We start from the raw sequence: 21,152 nt of genomic DNA on the forward strand, positions 1-21,152 counted from the left end.
CCCACACCATCCTCGAAGAGGCCCCCGCGCAGGACCTGCCGCCCACGGACACCGAACCCGACGCCCCGGCAGTCGTCTGGCCCCTGTCGGCCCGTTCCGCACAGGCCCTCCCCGCACAGGCCGAACGGCTGCACACCTTCCTCGCGGACCGGCCCGGACTGCACCCGGCGGCCGTCGCCCGGGCCCTCGGCACCCGGCGCACCGCCTTCGACCACCGCGCGGCCGTCACCGGCACCGACCGGGACGGGCTGCTGGCCGCTCTGCGCGCCCTCGCCACCGGGGCGCCCGGCCCGACCGCCGCGACCGGCCGGGCCCGGTCCGGGACCCGTACGGCGTTCCTGTTCACCGGCCAAGGCGCCCAGCGCCTCGGGATGGGACTCGAACTGCGCTCCCGCTACCGGGTGTTCGCCGAAGCCTTCGACGCGATCGACGCCCGCCTCGGCCTGGACCTGGCAGGGATACTCGCGGGCGACGACGCCGGCACCGTCCACCGCACGCAGTACGCGCAGACGGCACTGTTCGCCTACGAGGTGGCCCTGTTCCGGCTGCTGGACTCCTTCGGCGTGCGGCCCGACGCACTGGCCGGCCACTCCGTGGGAGAACTCGCCGCCGCGCACGTGGCGGGTGTCCTCGACCTGGACGACGCCTGCACGCTGGTCGCCGCCCGCGGACGGCTCATGCAGGCACTCCCGGAAGGCGGCGCGATGGTCGCCGTACAGGCCACCGAGGGCGAGGTACGGCCGCTGCTGGACGACCGCGTCGGACTCGCCGCGGTCAACGGCCCCCGTGCCGTGGTGCTCTCGGGCGAGGAGAAGGCGGTGCTCGCCGCCGCCGGAGAATTCGCCCGGACCAGGCGGCTCACCGTTTCGCATGCTTTCCACTCACCCCTGATGGACGGCATGCTCGGCGAATTCCGGGCCGTGGCGGAGAAGCTGACGTTCAACCGGCCGGACATCCCGCTGGTGTCGGCCCTCACCGGCCGCCCCGCGCGGGACGAGGAACTGTGTGACCCCGGCTACTGGGTGCGGCATGTGCGGGAGACGGTCCGGTTCGCCGACGCCGTCGCCGCCCTCACCGGCTCCGGCGTCGGCCGCTTCGTCGAACTCGGCCCCGACGCCGTCCTGACCGGCCTGGCCCGCGAGTGCACGGAAGCCGGCGACGCCGTCTTCGTCGCCCCGGGCCGACGCCACGGCAGTGAGCCCACCACCCTGATGTCCGCCCTCGCCCACCTGTACGCCGACGGCCTCACCCCCGACTGGGCCGCTCTCTTCCCCGGCACGGCCCGCGCCGAACTGCCCACCTACGCCTTCCACCGGACGCGGTACTGGCTGAACGCGGACCTGGCCCTCACCGCAGGACCGCTCGCCGAGCCGCAGCCGGCCGCCGCGGCCCGCGAACCCGCCGGCACCGAGCCGCTGCGGCAGCGCCTGGCCGGTCTCCCGCAGGCCGGGCAGGAGGCCCTGCTGACCGACGTGGTCCGGGCCCGGACCGCCGCGATCCTCGGCCACACGGGGCCCGAGGCCGTCGAGCCCGACGCCGTCTTCCTGGAGATCGGCATGGACTCCGTCTCCGCGGCCGAGCTGCGCAACTCCCTCGGCGCCGCCCTGGGCACCGCCCTTCCCGCCGGTGCCGTCTTCGACCACCGCACCCCCGCAGCACTCGCCGCCGCCCTGCGCGGACAACTGGCCGGCGGCGCACCCCACCCGGACGGCGCCGGAGACCTCGAATCGGTCAGCGGACTCGTGCGGCGCGCGGCGGCCGACGGGAAGATGGCACAGGCCATCGAACTGCTCCGCACCGTCGCCGGGATCCTGCCCGGCTTCTCCTCCCCGGACGGACTCGGCGACATCACCGCCCCGGTGCGGCTGGCCGGCGGCGACGCCGCCCCGCGGCTGGTCTGCCTGCCCTCACCGATGGCACTCGGCGGCGCCCACCAGTACGCCCGTTTCGCCCGGCACTTCCAGGGCCGCCGCGACGTCCTGGTGCCCGCGGTGCCCGGCTTCGGCCCCGGTGAGGCGCTCCCGCTCTCCGTGGACGCGGCGGTGGACGTGATCGTGGAGGGCATCCGCAGGGCCTGCCCGGACGGGCGGCCGTACGTACTCGTCGGCTACTCCTCCGGCGGACAGTTCGCCCACGCGGCGGCCGAGATCATGGAGAAGGCCGGACAGCCGGCCTCGGGCGTGGTGCTGCTGGACACCTATCTGCCCGGGGACGACGGCAAGGACGAGCTGTGGCGGCAGATGTTCGACGGCATGCTGGACCGCGAGTCGTCCCTCGGCGGCTTCGGCACCGCCCGCCTCGCCGCGATGAGCCGCTACAGCGACCTCATCCAGGACTGCCTGCCGGGCGCCCTGGCGGCCCCGGTGCTGTTCGTGCGGCCCGGGGAGTCCTTCGCCGCCGGCACCGACGACTGGCGGGCACACTGGCCCGCGGCGCACGAGCCGGTCGACGTACCCGGTACGCACTTCACGATGCTCGAGGAGTTCGCGGACGCCACCGCCGCGGCGGTCGAGGCGTGGCTGACCCGGGCGACGGCCGGCTGACGCGAACGCGCCGGAACGGGATCCGCGGTCCCGGGAAACCGGTGGCGGCACGGGCGGGGCGGCGGGCCGAACGTGCCGCGGGGCGCGGTGGTCGAAAGGCCGTCCGCGCCCTGCGACTTATTTCACTTGGCGGCCTCACGGAAATGCGCCAACCACGCTTCGATATCGCAGCGGATACTGTCCGGATCAACACCTAAATGCAGGGAAATCTCATCCGCTGCCAATTCCGGTTCCCAGCCGCTGCGCTGGAGCGCCAGCCACATCGTCGTGCCGCGCGGACCGCACCGGTGCCGCTTGCCGGTGCGCCGGGAGAACAGCTCCAGATATCCGTCGGGCCGGACCTGCGCGGTCAGCTCGGGGTCAGGCCTCCTGGCCATGCGACTTCCCATCTTCCGAAGATTGTTCCGACAACTCCGACGGTACCCGCCAACCCGCCGGACAGCACGGGTGCCAACCGAACTCTTCCAAGGGGAGTCAGGTATTCGGACAGGGTGGTGGCGCTTATCCGGGTTAAGGGAAGTTTCCTCGACCTTGACGAGGAAGGCCGCGGAGTTCGCCGGGATCCTGCCGAAACCTGCCCTGTCGAGGTAGAGAAACCTCTACCTCGAACCGGCCGGACAATGCCAATGTGCCGCGGCCGCACGGTTCCTAATCTGGTCCGCAGACACCGCGTGAGAAGCGCGTTATCTCATAGGGGAGCCCGAGTGCACACTTCACAGGACCTCCGCCGGGCGGAGGCGGTACGGCTGGACGCCGTGTCGAAGACCTATGGCCGGGGGGACAGCCAGGTGGCCGCTCTCCGCGGGCTCACCATGAGCTTCGCCGACGGCACCTTCACCGCCGTGATGGGTCCGTCCGGATCGGGCAAGAGCACCTTCCTGCACTGCGCCGCCGGACTGGTCCAGCCCAGCTCCGGCACGGTCACCGTCGGCGGCACCGACCTCGCCGGCCTGGACGACACCCGGCTGACCAAGCTGCGCCGCGACCGGATCGGGTTCATCTTCCAGGCCTTCAACCTGCTGCCCGCCCTGACGGTCCTGCAGAACATCACCCTGCCGCTGCAACTGGCCGGACAGCGCCCCGACAAGAGCCTGATCCGCAACGTGGTGCAGCGCGTGGGCCTGGCCGAGCGGCTCGGCCATCTGCCGTCCCAGCTGTCCGGCGGCCAGCAGCAGCGCGTCGCCATCGCCCGCGCCCTGGTGACCCGCCCCGCCGTGGTCTTCGCCGACGAGCCGACCGGCGCCCTCGACACCCGCACCGCCGCGTCCGTCCTCGCCCTGCTGCGCGAGTCCGTCGACACCGCCCGCCAGACCCTGGTCATGGTCACCCACGACCCGGTGGCCGCCTCCTACGCCGACCGCGTGGTCTTCCTCGCCGACGGCACCTTCGCCGGCGAACTGCACCGGCCGACGGCCGACGCCGTCGCCGCCCGGATGACCAGGCTCGGCGCCTGGGAGGACGACACCCACCGGCAGACCACGTCGCAGCACTCGGGCGGTGCGTACTGATGTGGCGCCTCGCACTGCGCACCCTGAAGTTCCGCCGGACGAGCTTCGTCGCGACCTTCCTCGCCATGTTCCTCGGCGCCGCGATCGTCATCGGCTGCGGCGGCCTGATGGAGACGGGCATCCGCATGGCGGCCGACCCGCAGCGCCTGGAGGGCGCCCCGGTCGTCGTCACCGGTGAACAGACCTACGACTCCACGGCCCTGACGGAACGTCACCGAATCGACCCCGCCCTGGTCGGCACGGTCACCGCGGCCGACGGCGTGCGCACGGCCGTCCCCGACGTGTCGTTCCCGGCCACCGTCCTCAAGGACGGCAAGCCGCTGACCGGCAAGTCCGCCTCGTACGGCCACGGCTGGGCCGGCGCCCGGCTCACCCCCTATACCCTCGCCGTCGGTGGATCCCCCGCCGCCGGCGGCGAGGTCGTCCTCGACTCGGGACTCGCACGGCGCGCCGGCGCCCGTCCCGGGTCCACGGTCGACATCGTCGTCCAGGGAACCGCCCGGCGGTACCGGGTCGCCGGCGTCGCCGAGCAGCAGGGCGACCGCAACCCCGACGCCGCCGTGTTCTTCACCGACGCCGAGGCACGCCGCCTCGCCGGCGGCCGGATCGACTCCATCGGCGTCCTGCCCGCACCCGGCACCAGCGTCACCGCCGTCGCGGACGCGGTGCGCTCCGCCGTCGGCGACCGGGCCGAGGTCCTCACCGGCGAGCGCCGGGGCCTGGCCGAACTGCCCGGCACCCTCTCCAGCCGGCGCACCGTCGTCATCCTCGCGGCCGTCTTCGGCTCGTCCGTCGTACTGATCGTCATGTTCGGCGTCGCCTCCACCCTCGGCCTGTCCCTCCAGCAGCGCGCCCGGGAGATGGCCCTGCTGCGCGCCGTCGGCTCCACCCCGAAGCAGCTGCGCCGCATGATCCTCAGCGAGACTGCCCTCCTGTCGGTGGGGTCCGTGCTGCTGGCCCTGCTCCCCGGATACGCCATCGGGCGGCTGCTGTTCGGCGTGCTGACCTCCAGCGGCGTGGTGTCGTCGGCCATCGTCTACCACGCCGGCTGGATCCCGATGGCCGTCGGAGCGGTCGTCACCGCCTTGGCCGCGGCCGGCGCCACCCGCTTCGCCGGACGGCGCGCCGCCCGCACCGAACCGGTCGCCGCCCTGGCGGAATCCACCGCGGGCACCCGCTGGTTCAGCGTGCCCCGGCTGCTGCTGGCGCTGTTCTTCCTCGCCAACGGCATCGGCCTGGCCGTCGCCACCGCCACCGTGATGGAGGACGGCCCCACCCTCGCCAGCACCGCCGGACCCGCCTCCGTGCTCTTCTGCATCGGCCTCGCCCTGCTCGCCCCCGGCATCACCAAGGCCATGGTGGCGCTGCTGCGGCTGCCCGTACGCGCCTTCTCCGGGCTCGCCGGACAGCTCGCGCTGCGCAACGCCGCCACCGCCAACGTCCGCATGGCGGGCGCGGTCGCCCCGATCGTCCTGCTCATCGGCATCGCCACCGGCACCCTGTACATGCAGTCCACCGAGGACCACGTCTCGCGGACCTCCTACGACCGCAACATCCTCGCCGACTACGTCCTCGACTCCACGACCGGCGGCTTCGCCCCCGGCGTCGTCGACCGGGTGCGCACCACGCCCGGTGTGGCCGCGGCCTCCGAGTTCGTCACCAGCCGCGGCTTAGTGGACCGCCCCGGCGGCCCGGCCCAGACCGACCTGCGCGGCGTCTCCGCCGAGGGCGTCCGGCAGAGCCTCGACCTGCCCACCGTCGCCGGCTCCCTCACCGGCCTGCGCGGGGACACCGTGGCCCTGTCCGACAAGAAGGCCCGCGAGTACGGCGTCCAGGTCGGCGACCGGCTGCCGCTGCACCTCGGCGACGGCACCGCCCTACGCCCCACCGTCGTCGCCCTCTACACCGACAACCCCAAGCAGCAGTACCTGACGCTGCCCGCGACGACCCTCGCCCCGCACACCGGGGACGGACTGCCGCACCAGATCCTCGTCCGCGCCGCCGGCGGAAGCGGCGCCGAGGTCCAGCACCGGCTCGCCGCGCTGGCCGCCCGGGTGCCCGGCACCGAACTGGACGACAGCTCCTCGCTGGCCGGCCGGAACAACCAGATCCAGCAGATCCTGGTGTCCGCCAACTACACCATCGTCGCCATGATCGTGGGGTACGCCGCGATCACCGTCGTCAACACCCTGGTGTCGGTGACCCGGAAACGGCGGGCGGAGTTCGGCCTCCAGCGGCTCACCGGCGCGACCCGCGCCCAGGTGCTCGCCATGCTGACCGTCGAGGGCGTCCTCATCGCCGTCATCGCCACCGTCCTCGGCACCCTCGCCTCCGCGACGACCATCGTCCCCTACAGCCTCGTCAAGAGCGACTCGTACCTGCCCTCCGGATCCATCGCCACCTACCTCGTCATCGTCGGCGGGTCGCTGCTGCTGGTGTTCGGCGCCACGCTGCTGCCCTCCTGGCGTGGCATGCGCACCCCCGCCGTGGACACGGTGAAGGCCGCGTGAGCCACCCCCTGACCGGGCCGTCTCCGCTTCCCCCGGGCGGGGGCGGCCCCTCCGTGACCGGCCGCCGGGGATGGGAGCATGAGGGCATGAAGACTGTGCCGGTCTCGTGGCGCGGCCGGTTCGGCCGCGCCGCTTCGGACACCCTGGTCGGCGTGGCCATCGCCACCGGAGCCCTGCTGTCGGTCGTTCTCTTCGTCACCACGGCCTACTTCGTCGTCATCGCCGTGATCGGCATCGGCTTCCTCGCGCTGCCGTACTGCACCCGGGCCGTGCGGTGGCTGTGCGACCTCAACCGGCGCGCGGCCACCCGCTCCGGCGTACCGGTGGAGCGGCCCTACCGGCCCGAACCGGAGGAGATCGAGAAGGACATCGTCGGCTGGATGCGCCGCTGCAAGTGGATCCTCGCCGACCCCGCGACCTGGCGGGACCTGCTGTGGCTGCTGCTCAACTGCGTGGTCGGGCTGACCGGTTTCGTCCCGGCCGCCCTGCTCTACTACGTGGGGGAGGGGCTGTTCCTGGCCTGCGGCCTGTGGAAGCCCCTCGCGGACGGCGGGCAGGGCCGCTGGTACGCCTTCGTCACGGTCGACAGCTGGCCCGCCGCGCTGGCCGCGGCCCTGCTCGCCCTCGTCGTGCTCACCGGCTGGCTGTACCTCGGCCCACTGGTGCTCAAGGGGTACGCCTACTTCGTCCGCTTCCTGCTCGGTCCCACCCGCCAGTCCCAACTTGCCTCCCGCGTCCAGCACTTGTCCGAGACCCGCACCGGAGCCCTGGACATCCAGGCCGCCGAACTGCGCCGCATCGAACGCGACCTGCACGACGGAGCACAGGCCCGGCTCGTCAGCCTCGGCCTGCAACTCGGCGCCGTCGACCGGAAGATGAGCCAGGACCCCGAGGAGGCGCGCCGGCTGCTGCGACAGGCCCGCACCTCGTCCGTGCAGGCCCTGCGCGAACTGCGGGACCTGGTCCACGGCATCCACCCGCCCGTCCTCGCGGAACGGGGCCTGGCCGACGCCCTGCGCGCCCTGGGCCTGGCCAGCCCGTTGCAGGTCACCGTGGTGGTGGACCTGCCCGGCCGGCTCCCCGACCCGGTCGAGTCCGCCGTCTACTTCGCGGTGTCGGAGCTGCTCACCAACGCCCTCAAGCACGCCGACGCCCGGGGCGTGGAGATCGTCGCCTGGCGCGAGGACGACATCCTGCACACCCGGGTCACCGACGACGGCCGCGGCGGCGCGGACGTCTCGGCCGGGAGCGGTCTGGAGGGCATCCGACGGCGGCTGGCATCCTTTGACGGGATCCTGGAGATCGACAGTCCTCCGGGCGGTCCGACCGTGATGAACATGGAGCTGCCGTGCGCGTTGTCCTCGCCGAAGACCTCTTCCTCCTGAGGCAGGGAATCATCCAACTGCTGGAGGCCTACGGGTTCGAGGTGGCCGCCGCCGTCGACAACGGTACGGATCTCGCGGCCGCGATCGCCGAGCACCGGCCCGACGTGGCCATCGTCGACGTGCGGCTGCCGCCGACCTTCACCACCGAGGGCCTCCAAGCCGCCCTGCGCGCCCGCCGTGAGCGGCCCGGCCTGCCGATCCTCGTCCTCTCCCAGCACGTCGAGCAGATGTACGCGCGCGAGCTGCTGGCCGACGGCACGGGCGGCATCGGCTATCTGCTCAAGGACAGCGTCCTGGACGACGAGCAGTTCATCGACGCCGTGCGCCGGGTCGCGGCCGGCGGAACGGCCATGGACCCTGCCGTGGTCGCCCAGCTGATGACCAGTCACGCCCGGGACGAGCCGCTGGCCGCGCTCACCGCGCGGGAACGCGAGGTGCTGGAGCTGATGGCGGAGGGCTGCTCGAACACGGCGATCGCCCAGCGGCTCACCGTCACCGAGGGCGCCGCCGCGAAGCACATCTCCAACATCTTCACCAAGCTGATGCTGCCTCCGTCGAGCGACAGCAACCGCCGGGTGCTCGCGGTGCTCGCCTACCTCAACGCCTGAACACCCCTGCTGGGGCGAGTAGGGGTGGCCTGCCTTCCCCGCCGCGGGTGAGACTGCTGGGGCCCGCCCGCGCCCTGGACCGCGCAGCCACCGTCAGGAAGGGAACGCCCGCCCCATGACCACGCTCGCCCAGCACGACCGTCTCTGGATCCGCCGCTACGAACCCCGTCCGGACGCGGCGGTCAGGCTGGTGTGCCTGCCGCACGCGGGCGGCTCGGCGTCCTTCTACCGCCCCGTGTCGGTGACCATGCCGGAGTCCGTGGACGTGCTCGCCGTGCAGTACCCGGGGCGCCAGGACCGCCGCGACGAGCCGTGCGCCACGAGCATCGCCGAACTCGCCGACCATGTCACCTCCGTACTGCTGCCGTGGACCGACCGGCCCCTGCTCCTCTTCGGCCACAGCATGGGGGCGACCCTCGGCTTCGAGGTCGCCCGCCGGCTGGAACGCGACCACGACGTCGTCCTGCGCGCCCTGTTCGCCTCCGCCCGCCGGGCCCCCTCCTGCCCCCGCCAGGAGAACGTCCACCTGCGCGACGACGACGGACTCGTCGAGGAGATGCGGCGCCTGAGCGGCACGGACTCGGCCATCCTGGACGACGACGAACTGATCCGCATGGCGCTGCCCGCCATCCGAGCCGACTACCGTGCCGCCGAGACCTACGTCTACGAGCCCGGCCCCAACCTGACGTGCCCCGTGGTCGCTCTGGTCGGCGACGACGACCCGAAGGTCACCGTGGACGAGGCACGCGCCTGGTCGCGCCACACGGACGCGGCGTCCGAGTGCCATGTCTTCGAGGGCGGCCACTTCTACCTGACGTCCCATCAGGGCAAGGTGCGCGAACTGCTGCTGGAGAAGGCGGTCCGGGGCTGACATCGGTCCTCTTCACCGGGCCGGCAGCGGCATCGGGCTGCTGGAGACGGTGCCGCCGTGACGGCCGCCCGCACCGGGGTGCGGGCACGGCATGCGGATGCGGGCGGCCGCGTCCTGTCCGCCCCGCGCACAGGACGCGGCCGCCCGCATTCCGTCCTCAGGATGCCACTCCCGGCATCACGGTGCCGCCTCGTTCATCGCATTGCCGTTTCCGTTCGCACGACGCGGCCTCCGTCCCCGAGGTTCAGCCGTGCACCCGGATGGAGCGGGCCGGGCACAGGTCGGCGGCCTGAAAGACCTCCCCGCGCAGCTCCTCGGCCGGCTCCTCCCGCAGGACGACGACGAGCCCGTCGTCGTCCTGGTCGAACACCTCGGGGCTGAGGAGCGCGCACTGGCCGGAGCCCACGCACCGGTCGCGTTCGGCGGTGACACGCATGAGGGGCACTCCGTTCGGGTCGGTCGTCACCAGGTGACGGGGAGTTCGTAGACGCCGTAGACCATGGCGTCGTCCTTGAAGCGCAGCTCCTCCGGCGCGGCCGCCAGCCGCAGGCCCGGGATGCGGCGCAGCAGCGTGCCGTAGACGGCCTCCAGCTCCGCCCGGGCGAGATTGGCGCCGATGCACTGGTGGATGCCGTAGCCGAAGGCCAGGTGGCTGCGGGCCTCCTTGCGGCGGATGTCGAGGGTGTCCGGGTCCGGGAACACCGACTCGTCGTGGTCGGCGGCGTTGTTGAGGGCGAGGATGCCCTCGCCGGCGCGGATGGTGACGCCGCCGACCTCGATGTCCTCCACCGCCACCCGTGCCGTGCCCGAGTCGGAGATGGAGAAGACGCGGAGCAACTCCTCGACGGCGCCCGGCAGGAGCGTGGGGTCGGCCTGCAACTCGGCCATCTGCCCGGGGTGGCGCAGCAGGGCCAGCACACCGAGGGCGATCATGTTGGCCGTCGTCTCATGGCCCCCGACCAGCATCAGCCGGGCCATGGTCACCACGTCGACGTGGTCGGCGATCCGCTCGGTGCGGTTCTTCTCCAGGAACCGGCTGATGAGGTCGTCACCCGGCTCGTTCTCCTTGAGGGTGACGAGCTTGTCGAGGTACATGTCCAGGGCCTGCACCGCGGCCCCGTACTCGGCCGGGCTCAGATCGTGGTTCATCATCGCCGCCGACCACTCCTCGAACCGGGCGTGGTCCTCGTAAGGAACGCCGAGCAGTTCGCAGATGACGAGGGACGGCACCGGCAGCGCGAGGGCGGTGACCAGGTCCACCGGGCCGCCCGCCGCCAGCATCGCGTCGACGTGCTCGTCCACGATCTGCTGGATGCGCGGGCGCATCTCCTTCACCCGCCGAGCGGTGAACTCCGGTATGAGCATGCGTCGTTGCGCCGAGTGCTCCGGCGGGTCCAGGTTGAGCATCATCAGCCGCACCTGCGCCAGCATCTCCTCGGGGATGTGGAACTGGTGCGGATAGCCCGGCAGTTTCAGGTTGGAGCTGACCCGGCTGTCGCCCAGCACCTGCCGGACGTGCTCGTGCCGGGTGACCAGCCAGGTCGGCTTGCCGTTCACCTTCAGTGCGGCGCGCGAGACGGGGTGGTCCGCGCGCATCTCGGCGTACTCGCGCGGCTCGCTGAACGGACAGGTGCGCCGCATCGGGAACTGCGGAAGCGGCGCCCCCGTCTCGGGCGCGGTGTCGGCGGACTGGGTCATGGCTGCCTTTCGAACGGTGTCGGCGGCACCGATGCCGGTGACATCGGTGCCGGTGACGGAAGCGGGACGCGGGCGGCGCGGGAGGATGTCCGCCGTCACCAGGTGACGGGCAGCTCGTACAGGCCGTAGACGATCGCGTCGTCCTTGAACCGCAGCTTCTCGGCCGGGGTGGCCAGGCGCAGCGTCGGGATGCGCCGGAACAGCGTCGAGTAGACGACGTCCAGCTCCATGCGCGCCAGGTTCTGGCCGATGCACTGGTGGACTCCGTAGCCGAACGCCAGGTGGCTGCGGGCCTCGCGGCGCACGTCCAGACGGTCGGCGTCGGGGAAGACACGCTCGTCGTGGTTGGCCGCGTTGTTCAGCGGCAGGATGCCCTCGCCGGCCCGGATGGTCACCCCGCCCAGCTCGATGTCCTCCAGGGCGACCCGCGCGGTGCCCGCGTCGGAGATGGAGAAGAAGCGCAACAGCTCCTCCACCGCCTTCGGCATCAGGCCGGGCTCCTCGCCGAGGGCGGCGAGCTGGTCGGGGTGCTCCAGCAGGGCCAGCACACCCAGGGCGATCATGTTGGCCGTCGTCTCGTGCCCGGTGACCAGCATCAGCTTGGACATGCTGACGATGTCGGAGTGCTCGACCGCGGGCGTCTGCCGGTTGGACTCGATCAGCCGGCTGATCATGTCGTCGCCCGGCTCGCTCTCCTTGGCCGTGACCAGCCCGTCCACGTACCTGTCCAGCTCGTAGTGGGCGCGGCCCCGGTCCTCCTCGCTGATGTCGTGGTTCATGATGGCCCACGCCCACTCCTCGAACCGGCCGTGGTCCTCGTACGGGACGCCGAGCAGTTCGCAGATGACGAAGGACGGCACCGGCAGCGCGAAAGCGGTGACCAGGTCGACCGGACCGTCGGCGCCCTTGGCGAGCATCTGGTCGATCTGCTGGTCCACGATCTGCTGCACCCGGCCGCGCAGCTCCCGCATCCGCCGGACGCTGAACTCCGGTGCCAGCATGCGGCGTTGCACCGTGTGGTCCGGCGGGTCCATGGACAGGAAGGTCAGCGGCACCGACTGGAGCGTCTCCTGCGGAACCGGCACCTGAAGCGGATAGCCGGGCAGCTTCAGGTTCGCGCTCACCCGCTCGTCACCCAGCAGCTTCTTGTACAGGTCGTGCCGGGTGACCAGCCAGGCGGGCTTGCCGTCGACCTTCAGCCGCGCCCGGGAGACCGGCTCGGTCTCGCGCAGCTCGGCGTAGGCGGCCGGCGGGCTGAAGGGACAGGCCCGCCGCATCGGAAACTCCGGCAGCGCGGCTCCGTCGGCCGGTTCGGCAGGTGCAGTCATCATGTCCTCTTCGCACGGGAGGGAACGGGACGCGTCGGCATCGGAGCGGGTCCGGGCTCGGCGCCGGTGCGGCACTGCGGCCGTCCCCCGCACGCTAGGCAGCCACGACCGGAACCCCCAACCCCTAGGCGCCCCTAGGGCCTCTCGTTCGGATCAGGTCGGGGCCGGAGCGCCACCTTTCGTCGCCGGTCGCGCAGGGGAGCGGGGACGACGGCACACGCGGGGGCGCAGCGCCGGGGTGCCCCTGCCGGTCCAAACCCGCCTAGGGGCGGTTAGGGGTCTGGTGGCGGCGCGGGGCCGGTTAGCGTCGGCTGCGGACCGCGGGTGCGGAGCGCTCTCAGCCCCGGCTCTCCGGTCCCGGCCGGCGCCCCTTCCCCCGGCCGCCGTCGCGTCCCGCAGCCGAGCAGAGGTGATCAGCGTGTCCCCGGAAGCCAGCGCGAAGGGCACCGTCCCCTTCGGGGAGTACCGGACCTGGTACCGGGTGACCGGTGAACTCGGCGCGGGACGCCCGGCGGTCGTCGCCGTGCACGGCGGACCCGGCAGCACCCACGACTACCTGCTGCCGCTCGCCCGCCTGGCCGCGGACGGCTGGCCGGTCGTCCACTACGACCAGCTCGGCAACGGCGGCTCGACCCATCTGCCGGACAAGGACGCGCAGTTCTGGACCGTCGAGCTGTTCGAGGCCGAACTGGACAACCTGATCCGGCGGTTGGGCATCGCCGACGACTACGTGCTGTTCGGGCAGTCCTGGGGCGGCCCCCTGTGCGCCCGGCACGCCATGACCGGCCCGCCCGGTCTGCGCGGACTGGTCGTCGCCAACGCGCCCGCCTCCTACCCGCTCTGGCTGGCGGAGATGGCACGGCTGCGCGCCGAGCTGCCCCCGGGGGTGGAGGAGACCCTGCTGCGGCACGAGGCGGCCGGCACCTACGACAGCGAGGAGTACCTGGCCGCGATGCGGGTCTTCTACGACCGCCATGTGTGCCGCGTGACGCCCTGGCCGCGCGACTTCCTGTCCTCCTTCATGGAGATCTACAACGACCCGACCGTCTACTACGCGATGAACGGACCCAACGAGTTCCACGTCATCGGCTCCCTGAAGGACTGGTCGATCGTCGACGAGCTGCACCGCATCCACACGCCGACCCTGCTGATCAGCGGCCGCCACGACGAGGCCACCCCGGCCGTCGTCCAGCCGTATCACGACCACATCCCCGCGGCCCGCTGGGAGATCTTCGAGGAGTCCAGCCACCTCCCGCACCTGGAGGAACCGGAACGGTTCTTCGAGGTGCTGACCGACTTCCTCAAGAGCCTGTGACACGCCCGCGCCAGTGAAAGGGCACCCCGCCATGGCACACGACACCGCACTCGTCTTCCCCGGCATGGGACCCGTCCCATTCGCCGAGGTGGGCCGGTTCATGGTGGCCAGCCCCTACGCCCGGGACCTGGTCGCCGTCGCCGACGAGGTGCTCGGCTACTCCCTCGTGGACGCCTTCCGCACCTCACCGGGCGACTACTCGCAGGCCGCCCAGGTCGCCTTCTTCGTCAACTGCCTGGCCTGCGCCCACTGGGCCCGGGACCACCTCGGCGTGGAACCCGGCATCGTCGCAGGTCCCAGCTTCGGCGAGAAGGCGGCCATCGCCTACACCGGCGCCCTGGAACTGCCCGACGCCATCCGGCTGACCGCAGAGATCGCCCGCTGCCTCGAGGAGTACTTCGCCGAGGAGCACCGGGACATCGTCACCCTGTCCTTCGTCCGCGCCCCGCGCGACGGCCTCGACGCGATCCTCGCCGAACTGGACGAGGCGGGGGAGTGGCACGAGATCTCCTGCCACATCGACGACGGCTTCCACATGGTCTCCCTCTCCGAGCACCGGGTCGCGTGGATGGAGCAGCGGCTGCGCGCCATCGGCAGCCTCCCGCTGTACACCATGCGGCCGCCCATGCACGCCTCGGCGTTCCGGCCCCTGCGCGACAAGGCCGCCCGCGAGGTGGTGTCCCGCTACTCCTTCGCCGACCCCGCGCTGCCCGTCGTCGCCGACCAGGACGGCAGGCTGCTGCACACCGGCGAGGAGCTGCGCACCATGCTGCTCGACGGCTTCGACCACCCGATGGACTGGCCGCGCGTCACCACGGCCCTCAAGGACGCCGGCGTCCGCCGCCTGTGCGTCGCCGGACCCGACGGCCTCTTCGGCCGGGTGCCCTGCTCCGTCCGCAACTTCGACGTCGTCGCCGCGCAGCCGCGGCTGGCGATGACCCCCCGGCGCCGCTCGCGCGCCGCCTGACCGCCCGACTCGTTGGAGGCCCTCATGTGGGACGACCGGTTCGAACAGATACTCCGCCCCTTCCTGCCCTTCCTTCCGCCGCAGGAGGAGCTGACGCCCGGGTCCGACCTGAAGGACCTCGGCCTGGACTCGCTCGGCATGGTCCAGCTCCTCGGCACGCTGGAGGAGGGCTACCAGGTCCGCTTCCGCGACAGCGCGCTCACCATGGACACCTTCCGCACCGCGGGCGTGCTGTGGGACACCGTGCGGGGCATGCTGCCGAGCACCACGAGCTGACGGGACGGCCACCGTGGACCCCACCCTGGACGGCACGCTGTCCGGCCGGTTCGTGCGCGGCCTGACTCTCGCCCCCAACCGGCCCGCACTGCGTGCCGACGGCGTCGACGTCACCTACCGCGAACTGCACGAACGCGCCCTGGTCCTGGCCGGTTCCCTGCTGGCCGGGCTCCCCGGCGAGCCGCCCGCCGTCGGCGTGCTGGCCGGCAAGGGACCCACGGCGTACGCGGCCCTGCTGGCCGGCCTGTACAGCGGTGTCACCGTCGTACCGCTCCAGCCGGCCTTCCCCGCCGCCCGCACCCGGCAGATGATCGAGGCCGCCGGCGTCGGCGCGCTCCTCGCCGACGACGACGCCCTGCCCGCCCTGACCGCGCTCCACGCGGACGGGGTCACCTTGCCGACGCTGTCCGCACACGGGGGCGGGCCGATGCCGGCGCTCACCGTCGACAGGGACAGCGCCCTGAAGACGCCCATGCCCGTCCGGCCCTCCGGCATCGCCTACGTGCTGTTCACCTCCGGCTCCACCGGCCGGCCCAAGGGCGTCCCGGTCACCCACGCCAACACCGCCCACTACTTCCGACTGCTCGACCGGCGCTACGACTTCGGCCCGCACGACGTGTTCTCGCAGACCTTCGACCTGAACTTCGACTGCGCGATGTTCGACCTGTTCTGCGCCTGGGGCGCCGGCGCCGCCGTCGTACCCGTACCGGCACGGGCCTACGCACACCTCCCGGAGTTCGTGGACGAGCAGCGCATGACCGTGTGGTTCTCCACGCCCAGCGCGATCACCCTGGTGCGCCGCACCGGCGGTCTCGCGCCGGACGCGCTGCCGTCGCTGCGCTGGAGCTTCTTCGCGGGGGAGGCGCTCAGCTGCAAGGACGCCGAGGACTGGGCCACCGCCGCGCCCGGCGCGACGCTGGAGAACCTGTACGGCCCGACGGAACTGACCATCACCGTCACCGCGCACCGCTGGACGCCGGGACGGCACCTGAACGACATGGTGCCCATCGGCTCCGTCCACCCCGGCCACGAGACGCTGCTGCTGGACACCGAAGGCGCACCCACCACCGGCGACGAGGGCGAACTGTGCATCGCTGGACCCCAGTTGACGCCGGGCTACCTCGACCCCGCCGACGACGCCGGACGGTTCCTGGAGCGCGACGGCCACCGCTTCTACCGCACCGGCGACCGCGTCCGGCGTGCTGACGGCGGCGGCTGGCTCTACCTCGGCCGCCAGGACGCGCAGGTACAGGTGCACGGCGTACGGGTGGAACTGGCGGAGGTGGACGCCGCGGCCCGCACCTGCCCGGGCGTCGAGGACGCCGTGACCGTGGCGGTACCCGTCGACGGCACCGTCGAACTGGCCGTCTTCCACACCGGGGAGCCCGTGCCGCCCGCCCGGCTCGCCCGCCATCTGCGTCAGGTGCTGCCGGCCGCCGTCGTCCCGCGCGCCTACCACCACCTCGACGCGCTCCCGCTCAACTCCAACCGCAAGACCGACCGCAGGAAGCTGGCCTCCCGGGCCACGGCCATGCGGCAGTCCGCCGGGACCGGAGACACACACGAAAGGCGGCAGGAGTCGCAGTGAACGGTCAACCGACAGCGCAGGCCCGCACCGACGCCCGGCTGCACGACCTGCTCGACGAGGCCACCACCGAGCGCCCCGACGCCCCGGCGGTCGCCGACGGCACGGGCCGCTGGACCTACCGGGAACTCGCCGCCCACAGCCACGCCGTCGACGCCTGGCTGGAGGAGAACGGCATCGGCCACTGCGACCGGGTCCTCGTCCAGCTGCCCAGCATCCGCGAACTGGTCGCGCTGCTGTACGGCACCGCCCGCCGCGGCGCCGTCCTGGTCCCCGTCAACACCGGCATGAAGGACTTCCACCTGCGGGCGGTCGTCGAGAACGCCGAGCCCTCGCTGATCGTCGTCGGCGACCCCGCCGTCGACCGGATCGCCGCCCTCGCCGACGGAGTCCCGGTCCGCGGCCTCGGCGGGGTGTGGCAGCAGATCACCGCCCTGCGCGTGCGGGGGGCCCGCTCCGGCGGCGCCGAGGTCGGCCCCGATGACATCGCCGTCCTCGTCTACACCTCCGGCTCGACCGCCGCCCCGAAGGCGGTGATCTGCCCGCACGGCCGGATGGTCTTCGCCACCGAGGCCATCAACCTGGAACTCGGCTACCGCCCCGACGACGTGGTCCTGTGCCGCTTCCCCATCTCCTGGGACTACGGCCTGTACAAGGTGCTGCTCACCGCGGCCGGACGCAGCGAGATCGTGCTCGCCGACGGCGAGTCCGACCTGGTCCTGCTGCGCCGCATCCGGGAGACCGGTGCCACCGTCGTGCCGATCGTGCCGTCCCTGGCCACCATGATCTGCACGCTCGCGGAACGCGAACCGAGCCGGGAGTCCCGGGTCCGCATGTTCACCAACACCGGTGCCGCGCTGCCGAAGACCACCGCCGACGGGCTGCGCACGGCGTTCCCCGGCGCGGAGGTGGTCATCCAGTTCGGACAGACCGAGTGCAAGCGCGTCTCCGTGCTGCCGCCCGCCTTCCAGGACGCCAAACCCGACTCGGTCGGCCGCCCGCTGCCCGGCACCCGCGCCTTCGTCGTGGACGACGACGGCCAGGCGCTGCCGCCCTGGCAGACCGGCGAGATCGTGGTCGAGGGCTCGCACGTCATGCCCGGCTACTGGCGGGCGCCGCAGCAGACCGCGCACGCCTTCCGCCCCGCCCCCGACGGCGGACTCAGGCTGCACACCGGCGACTTCGGCCACGTCGACGAGGACGGCTTCCTGTACTACGAGGGCCGCCGCGACGACATGTTCAAACACAAGGGCGTGCGCATGAGCACCACCGAGATCGAGGCCGCCGCCACCGACGTCCCCGGCGTCCGCGCCGCCGCCGTGCTGCCACCCGCCGAGGGCCGCGACCTCGCCGTGTTCGCCGAGGGCGACATCGACCCGCACACCCTGCTGAAGGAACTGTCGCTGCGGCTGGAACCAGCGAAGGTGCCCGGCACGAGCCGTGTCGTGGGCGAGCTGCCGCTGACCGCGCACGGCAAGCACGACCGCAAGCGGCTCGCCCGCCTCCTGGAAGGAACCACCCCGTGACCGGCCCCACCCAGCTCGCCGAGCGCTTCGGCACCCCGTCCTACGTGTACGACCTGGACCGGGTGGCGGCCGCCCGCGACGACCTGTTCGCCGCACTGCCCGACGGGATCGAGGTGTTCTACGCCGCCAAGGCCAACCCGCACCCCGAGCTGCTGCGCGAACTGCGCTCCGGCGGCGCCCACGGCTGCCACGCCGAGATCAGCTCCGTGGGCGAACTCGACGCCGCCCTCCAGGCCGGCTTCCCCGGCGACCGGATCCTCTACACCGGCCCCGGCAAGACCACCGGGGAACTGACCGAGGCGCTCACCCGCGGAGTCCGCCTGTTCTCCACGGAGTCCCTCGGCGACCTTTGCCGCGTCGGCCGGACCGCGCTGGAACTCGGCCTCACCGCCGACTGCCTGATCCGGGTCAACAACGCCATCGGCGCGGCCGCCACCAGCATCCGCATGACGGGCGTCCCCTCACAGTTCGGCTTCGACAGCGAGACCCTGCCCGGCCTCGCCGCCGAGCTGAAGGACGTACCCGGCACCCGCATCGCCGGACTGCACTTCTTCCCGCTCAGCAACGCCAAGGACGAGGCGAGCCTCATCGCCGAGTTCCGCCACACCCTGGCCACCGCCGCCATCCTCCAGGACGCCCTAGGCGTCACCTTCCGCCTCGTCGACATCGGCGGCGGGTTCGCCGCGCCGTACGCCGTGCAGGGCGAGCGGCCGGTCTACGCCGGGCTGCGCGACGCCCTCACCGAGGCGCTCGACGAGCACTTCCCCGGCTGGCGCGGCGGCGCCCCGCGGATCGCCTGCGAATCGGGCCGCTACCTCGTCGCCGACAGCGGCACCCTGGTCACCTCCGTCGTCAACGTCAAGGACAGCCGCGACGCCCGCTACGTCGTCCTCGACGCCGGCATCAACACCTTCGGCGGCATGTCCGGCCTCGGCCGCATCCTGCCCGTGTCCGTCGAACCGCACGAGTCGGCGGGCGCGAACGGCACGCCCGCGAACCTCGCCGGGCCGCTGTGCACCCCCGGCGACCTGCTCGGCCGGAACGTCCCGCTGCCCGAACCCGCACCCGGCGACCTGCTCACCGTGCCCAACGCCGGCGCCTACGGCCCCACGGCCAGCCTGCTGATGTTCCTCGGCAGGCCGGCGCCCGCCGAGATCGTCGTCCGCGGCGCCGACCTGGTCTCCGTCTCCCGCATCGAGCACTCCCGAACCTACGAACACGGACAGGCCCTGTGATGAGCCCCTTCCCGATCAGCCCCGCCCCCGGTGACCAGCCCGTCCTCGTGGCCGGCGGCATCTCCGACTCCCACACCTGGAACCTCGTCTACCTCCAGCTCCTCCTCGAGGAGCACGGGCACCGCGTGGTCAACCTGGGCCCCTGCGTCCCCGAGGACCTGCTCATCACCGAGGCACTCGCCCACCGTCCGGCGCTCATCGTGGTCAGCAGCGTCAACGGCCACGGCTACCACGACGGCATGCGGACCGTCACCCGGCTGCGCGAACACCCCGGACTCGCCGCCGTGCCCGCCGTCATCGGCGGCAAGCTCGGCATCGCCGGCCCCTGCGGCAGCGACGAGGTGGCAGCGCTGCGCGCCGCCGGTTACGACGCGGTGTTCGACGACAGCGCCGAGGGCGTGGCCGCGTTCCGGCGGATGCTCGCGACGCTGCCGCAGCGGGCCCTGGTGTGACCGGCGTCGGGTTCGGCGCGTTCGTGCGCCGGGCTCACGACGCCGGCCGTCTGGTGGTCCAGCCCCGGATGGGCATGAGCAGCCCGGAGCTGATGCGGGCCGGGCTGCTCGCCACCCGGAACGCCACGGCGACCACCGTCGGCACGATCACCCTGGACAGCTACACCCGGGTCGGTGACCTGGAGTCGGCCCAACTGGCCGTCCTGGAGGGCGTCGCCCTCAACGGCTACCCGATCGTGAGCCACGAGACGGCCACCACCCTGCGGGTGCTCGACGGGATCCACGGCGCCGGCTTCCCGGTACAGGTCCGGCACGGCTCGGCCGCGCCGCAGCACATCTTCCGGGCGCTGATGTCCGTGGGCCTCGACGCCTCCGAGGGCGGCCCGGTCTCCTACTGCCTGCCCTACGGCCGGGTCCCGCTGCGCGAGTCCGTCGCCCACTGGGCCGCCTCCTGCGAACTCCTCGCCGGCCTGCGCGAGTCGGGCGCCGAACCGCACCTGGAGACCTTCGGCGGCTGCGTCCTCGGCCAGCTCTGCCCGCCCAGTCTGCTCGTCGCCGTCAGTTTCCTGGAGGCCCTCTTCTTCCGCCGGCACGGCATCCGGAGCATTTCGCTGAGCTACGCCCAGCAGACCGATCCGGGGCAGGACGCCGAAGCCGTGGCCGCGTTGCGCAGCCTGTGCGCACGGTACCTGCCGGACACCGAATGGCATGTCGTCGTCTACGCCTACATGGGGCTGTATCCGGAAACGGAAGAGGGCGCCTACCGGCTGCTCGGGAAAGCGGCCGAACTCGCCGTCGCCAGCGGCTCCGAACGGCTCATTGTGAAAACCGTCGCGGAATCCCGCCGTATTCCGACCGTGGCCGAGAACGTCGCCGCCCTCGAATACGCGGCCACGGTCGCCGGGCGGACCGCGCGCGCCCCGCTGGAGGGCACCGGCACCCAGACCTACGCCGAGGCATCGGCACTGGTGAACGCGGTACTGGAGCTGGACGACGACCTCGGCGCGGCCCTGCTGACGGCGTTCGCCGAAGGACGTCTCGACGTTCCCTACTGTCTGCATCCGGACAACGCCGGATTCAGCCGGAGTTATATCGACGCGGACGGCCGGCTGCGCTGGGCCGACATCGGAAAGATGCCGCTGAACGGTATCGCCGACGTACGCCCCGCCCAGGGCATCACCTCCGCGGGTCTGCTCGAATCCCTGTCCTACGTGCGCCGTTCCTACGACCGGTACGGCCCCGAGGACACGCGGGCCGCCGAACCCGCCCGCCCCTAGGGGTGGTTAAGGGTGTGGCCTTTCAGGGGCCGTCACTACGGTGTGGAAAAAGGTGAGGAAAACCGGTG

At 72.4% G+C, this 21,152-nt stretch carries 18 protein-coding genes; 14 read left to right on the plus strand and 4 right to left on the minus strand.

What is annotated here, in order from left to right:
- Positions 1-2,543: alpha/beta fold hydrolase (locus JK361_RS38045; RefSeq protein WP_201827212.1), on the plus strand; the 2,543-nt coding region annotated here is incomplete at its 5' end.
- Between the two features lie 122 nt (positions 2,544-2,665).
- On the opposite strand, the gene JK361_RS38050 is transcribed toward JK361_RS38045, so the two are convergent.
- Positions 2,666-2,932: a hypothetical protein gene (locus JK361_RS38050; protein ID WP_236054524.1), complete on the minus strand. Its 267-nt coding sequence runs from the start codon at positions 2,930-2,932 to the stop codon at positions 2,666-2,668.
- A gap of 315 nt (positions 2,933-3,247) precedes the next feature.
- On the opposite strand from JK361_RS38050, the gene JK361_RS38055 reads away from it, so the two are divergent.
- The 5 genes from JK361_RS38055 (at position 3,248) to JK361_RS38075 (ending at position 9,425) form a co-directional block, all read left to right on the plus strand.
- Entirely contained in the window at positions 3,248-4,051 is an 804-nt protein-coding gene (locus tag JK361_RS38055; RefSeq protein ID WP_201827214.1) for an ABC transporter ATP-binding protein, read from the plus strand.
- Positions 4,051-6,561, plus strand: a complete 2,511-nt coding sequence (locus JK361_RS38060) for an FtsX-like permease family protein (RefSeq protein WP_201827215.1) — start codon at positions 4,051-4,053, stop codon at positions 6,559-6,561. Before JK361_RS38055 ends, JK361_RS38060 begins: the two co-directional genes overlap by 1 nt.
- Positions 6,562-6,647: 86 nt before the next feature.
- A complete protein-coding gene (locus tag JK361_RS38065) occupies positions 6,648-7,946 on the plus strand; it encodes a sensor histidine kinase (protein ID WP_201827217.1) in 1,299 nt (432 codons plus the stop codon).
- Entirely contained in the window at positions 7,910-8,554 is a 645-nt protein-coding gene (locus JK361_RS38070) for a response regulator (RefSeq protein ID WP_201827219.1), read from the plus strand. The genes JK361_RS38065 and JK361_RS38070 overlap by 37 nt, the downstream gene beginning before the upstream one ends.
- Before the next feature lie 115 nt (positions 8,555-8,669).
- Positions 8,670-9,425, plus strand: a complete 756-nt coding sequence (locus JK361_RS38075; protein ID WP_201827221.1) for a thioesterase II family protein — start codon at positions 8,670-8,672, stop codon at positions 9,423-9,425.
- A 244-nt stretch (positions 9,426-9,669) separates the two neighbouring features.
- Here JK361_RS38075 and JK361_RS38080 read toward each other — a convergent pair whose 3' ends face one another.
- The 3 genes from JK361_RS38080 to JK361_RS38090 all read right to left on the minus strand — a co-directional run bounded on the left by JK361_RS38080 (position 9,670) and on the right by JK361_RS38090 (position 12,451).
- Positions 9,670-9,861 (minus strand): ferredoxin, encoded by a 192-nt coding sequence (locus JK361_RS38080; protein ID WP_201827223.1) that lies wholly within the window; start codon positions 9,859-9,861, stop codon positions 9,670-9,672.
- A gap of 26 nt (positions 9,862-9,887) precedes the next feature.
- Positions 9,888-11,123 (minus strand): cytochrome P450, encoded by a 1,236-nt coding sequence (locus tag JK361_RS38085; protein ID WP_201827225.1) that lies wholly within the window; start codon positions 11,121-11,123, stop codon positions 9,888-9,890.
- Positions 11,124-11,218: 95 nt separating this feature from the next.
- A complete protein-coding gene (locus JK361_RS38090; protein WP_201827246.1) occupies positions 11,219-12,451 on the minus strand; it encodes a cytochrome P450 in 1,233 nt (410 codons plus the stop codon).
- Between the two features lie 418 nt (positions 12,452-12,869).
- Here JK361_RS38090 and JK361_RS38095 point away from each other — a divergent pair, with 418 nt between their 5' ends.
- From JK361_RS38095 to JK361_RS38130, 8 genes are read left to right on the plus strand one after another with little or no spacing between them, the layout of a single operon-like run.
- Positions 12,870-13,766 (plus strand): proline iminopeptidase-family hydrolase, encoded by an 897-nt coding sequence (locus JK361_RS38095; protein ID WP_201827227.1) that lies wholly within the window; start codon positions 12,870-12,872, stop codon positions 13,764-13,766.
- Between the two features lie 31 nt (positions 13,767-13,797).
- On the plus strand, positions 13,798-14,733 hold the full coding sequence (locus JK361_RS38100; RefSeq protein WP_201827229.1) for an ACP S-malonyltransferase: 936 nt from the start codon (positions 13,798-13,800) through the stop codon (positions 14,731-14,733).
- Between the two features lie 24 nt (positions 14,734-14,757).
- Positions 14,758-15,009: a phosphopantetheine-binding protein gene (locus tag JK361_RS38105; protein ID WP_201827231.1), complete on the plus strand. Its 252-nt coding sequence runs from the start codon at positions 14,758-14,760 to the stop codon at positions 15,007-15,009.
- A 13-nt stretch (positions 15,010-15,022) separates the two neighbouring features.
- On the plus strand, positions 15,023-16,597 hold the full coding sequence (locus tag JK361_RS38110) for an amino acid adenylation domain-containing protein (protein WP_307787434.1): 1,575 nt from the start codon (positions 15,023-15,025) through the stop codon (positions 16,595-16,597).
- Positions 16,594-18,120, plus strand: coding sequence for an AMP-binding protein (locus JK361_RS38115; protein ID WP_201827234.1), 1,527 nt, complete (start codon positions 16,594-16,596; stop codon positions 18,118-18,120). The genes JK361_RS38110 and JK361_RS38115 overlap by 4 nt, the downstream gene beginning before the upstream one ends.
- Positions 18,117-19,355: a type III PLP-dependent enzyme domain-containing protein gene (locus tag JK361_RS38120; protein ID WP_201827236.1), complete on the plus strand. Its 1,239-nt coding sequence runs from the start codon at positions 18,117-18,119 to the stop codon at positions 19,353-19,355. Before JK361_RS38115 ends, JK361_RS38120 begins: the two co-directional genes overlap by 4 nt.
- Positions 19,355-19,807 (plus strand): cobalamin B12-binding domain-containing protein, encoded by a 453-nt coding sequence (locus JK361_RS38125; RefSeq protein WP_201827238.1) that lies wholly within the window; start codon positions 19,355-19,357, stop codon positions 19,805-19,807. The genes JK361_RS38120 and JK361_RS38125 overlap by 1 nt, the downstream gene beginning before the upstream one ends.
- Positions 19,804-21,084 (plus strand): methylaspartate mutase, encoded by a 1,281-nt coding sequence (locus JK361_RS38130; RefSeq protein ID WP_201827240.1) that lies wholly within the window; start codon positions 19,804-19,806, stop codon positions 21,082-21,084. Before JK361_RS38125 ends, JK361_RS38130 begins: the two co-directional genes overlap by 4 nt.
- Positions 21,085-21,152 lie beyond the last annotated feature (68 nt).

This window comes from Streptomyces musisoli, from assembly GCF_016741855.1.
Taxonomy (GTDB): Bacteria; Actinomycetota; Actinomycetes; order Streptomycetales; family Streptomycetaceae; genus Streptomyces; species Streptomyces musisoli.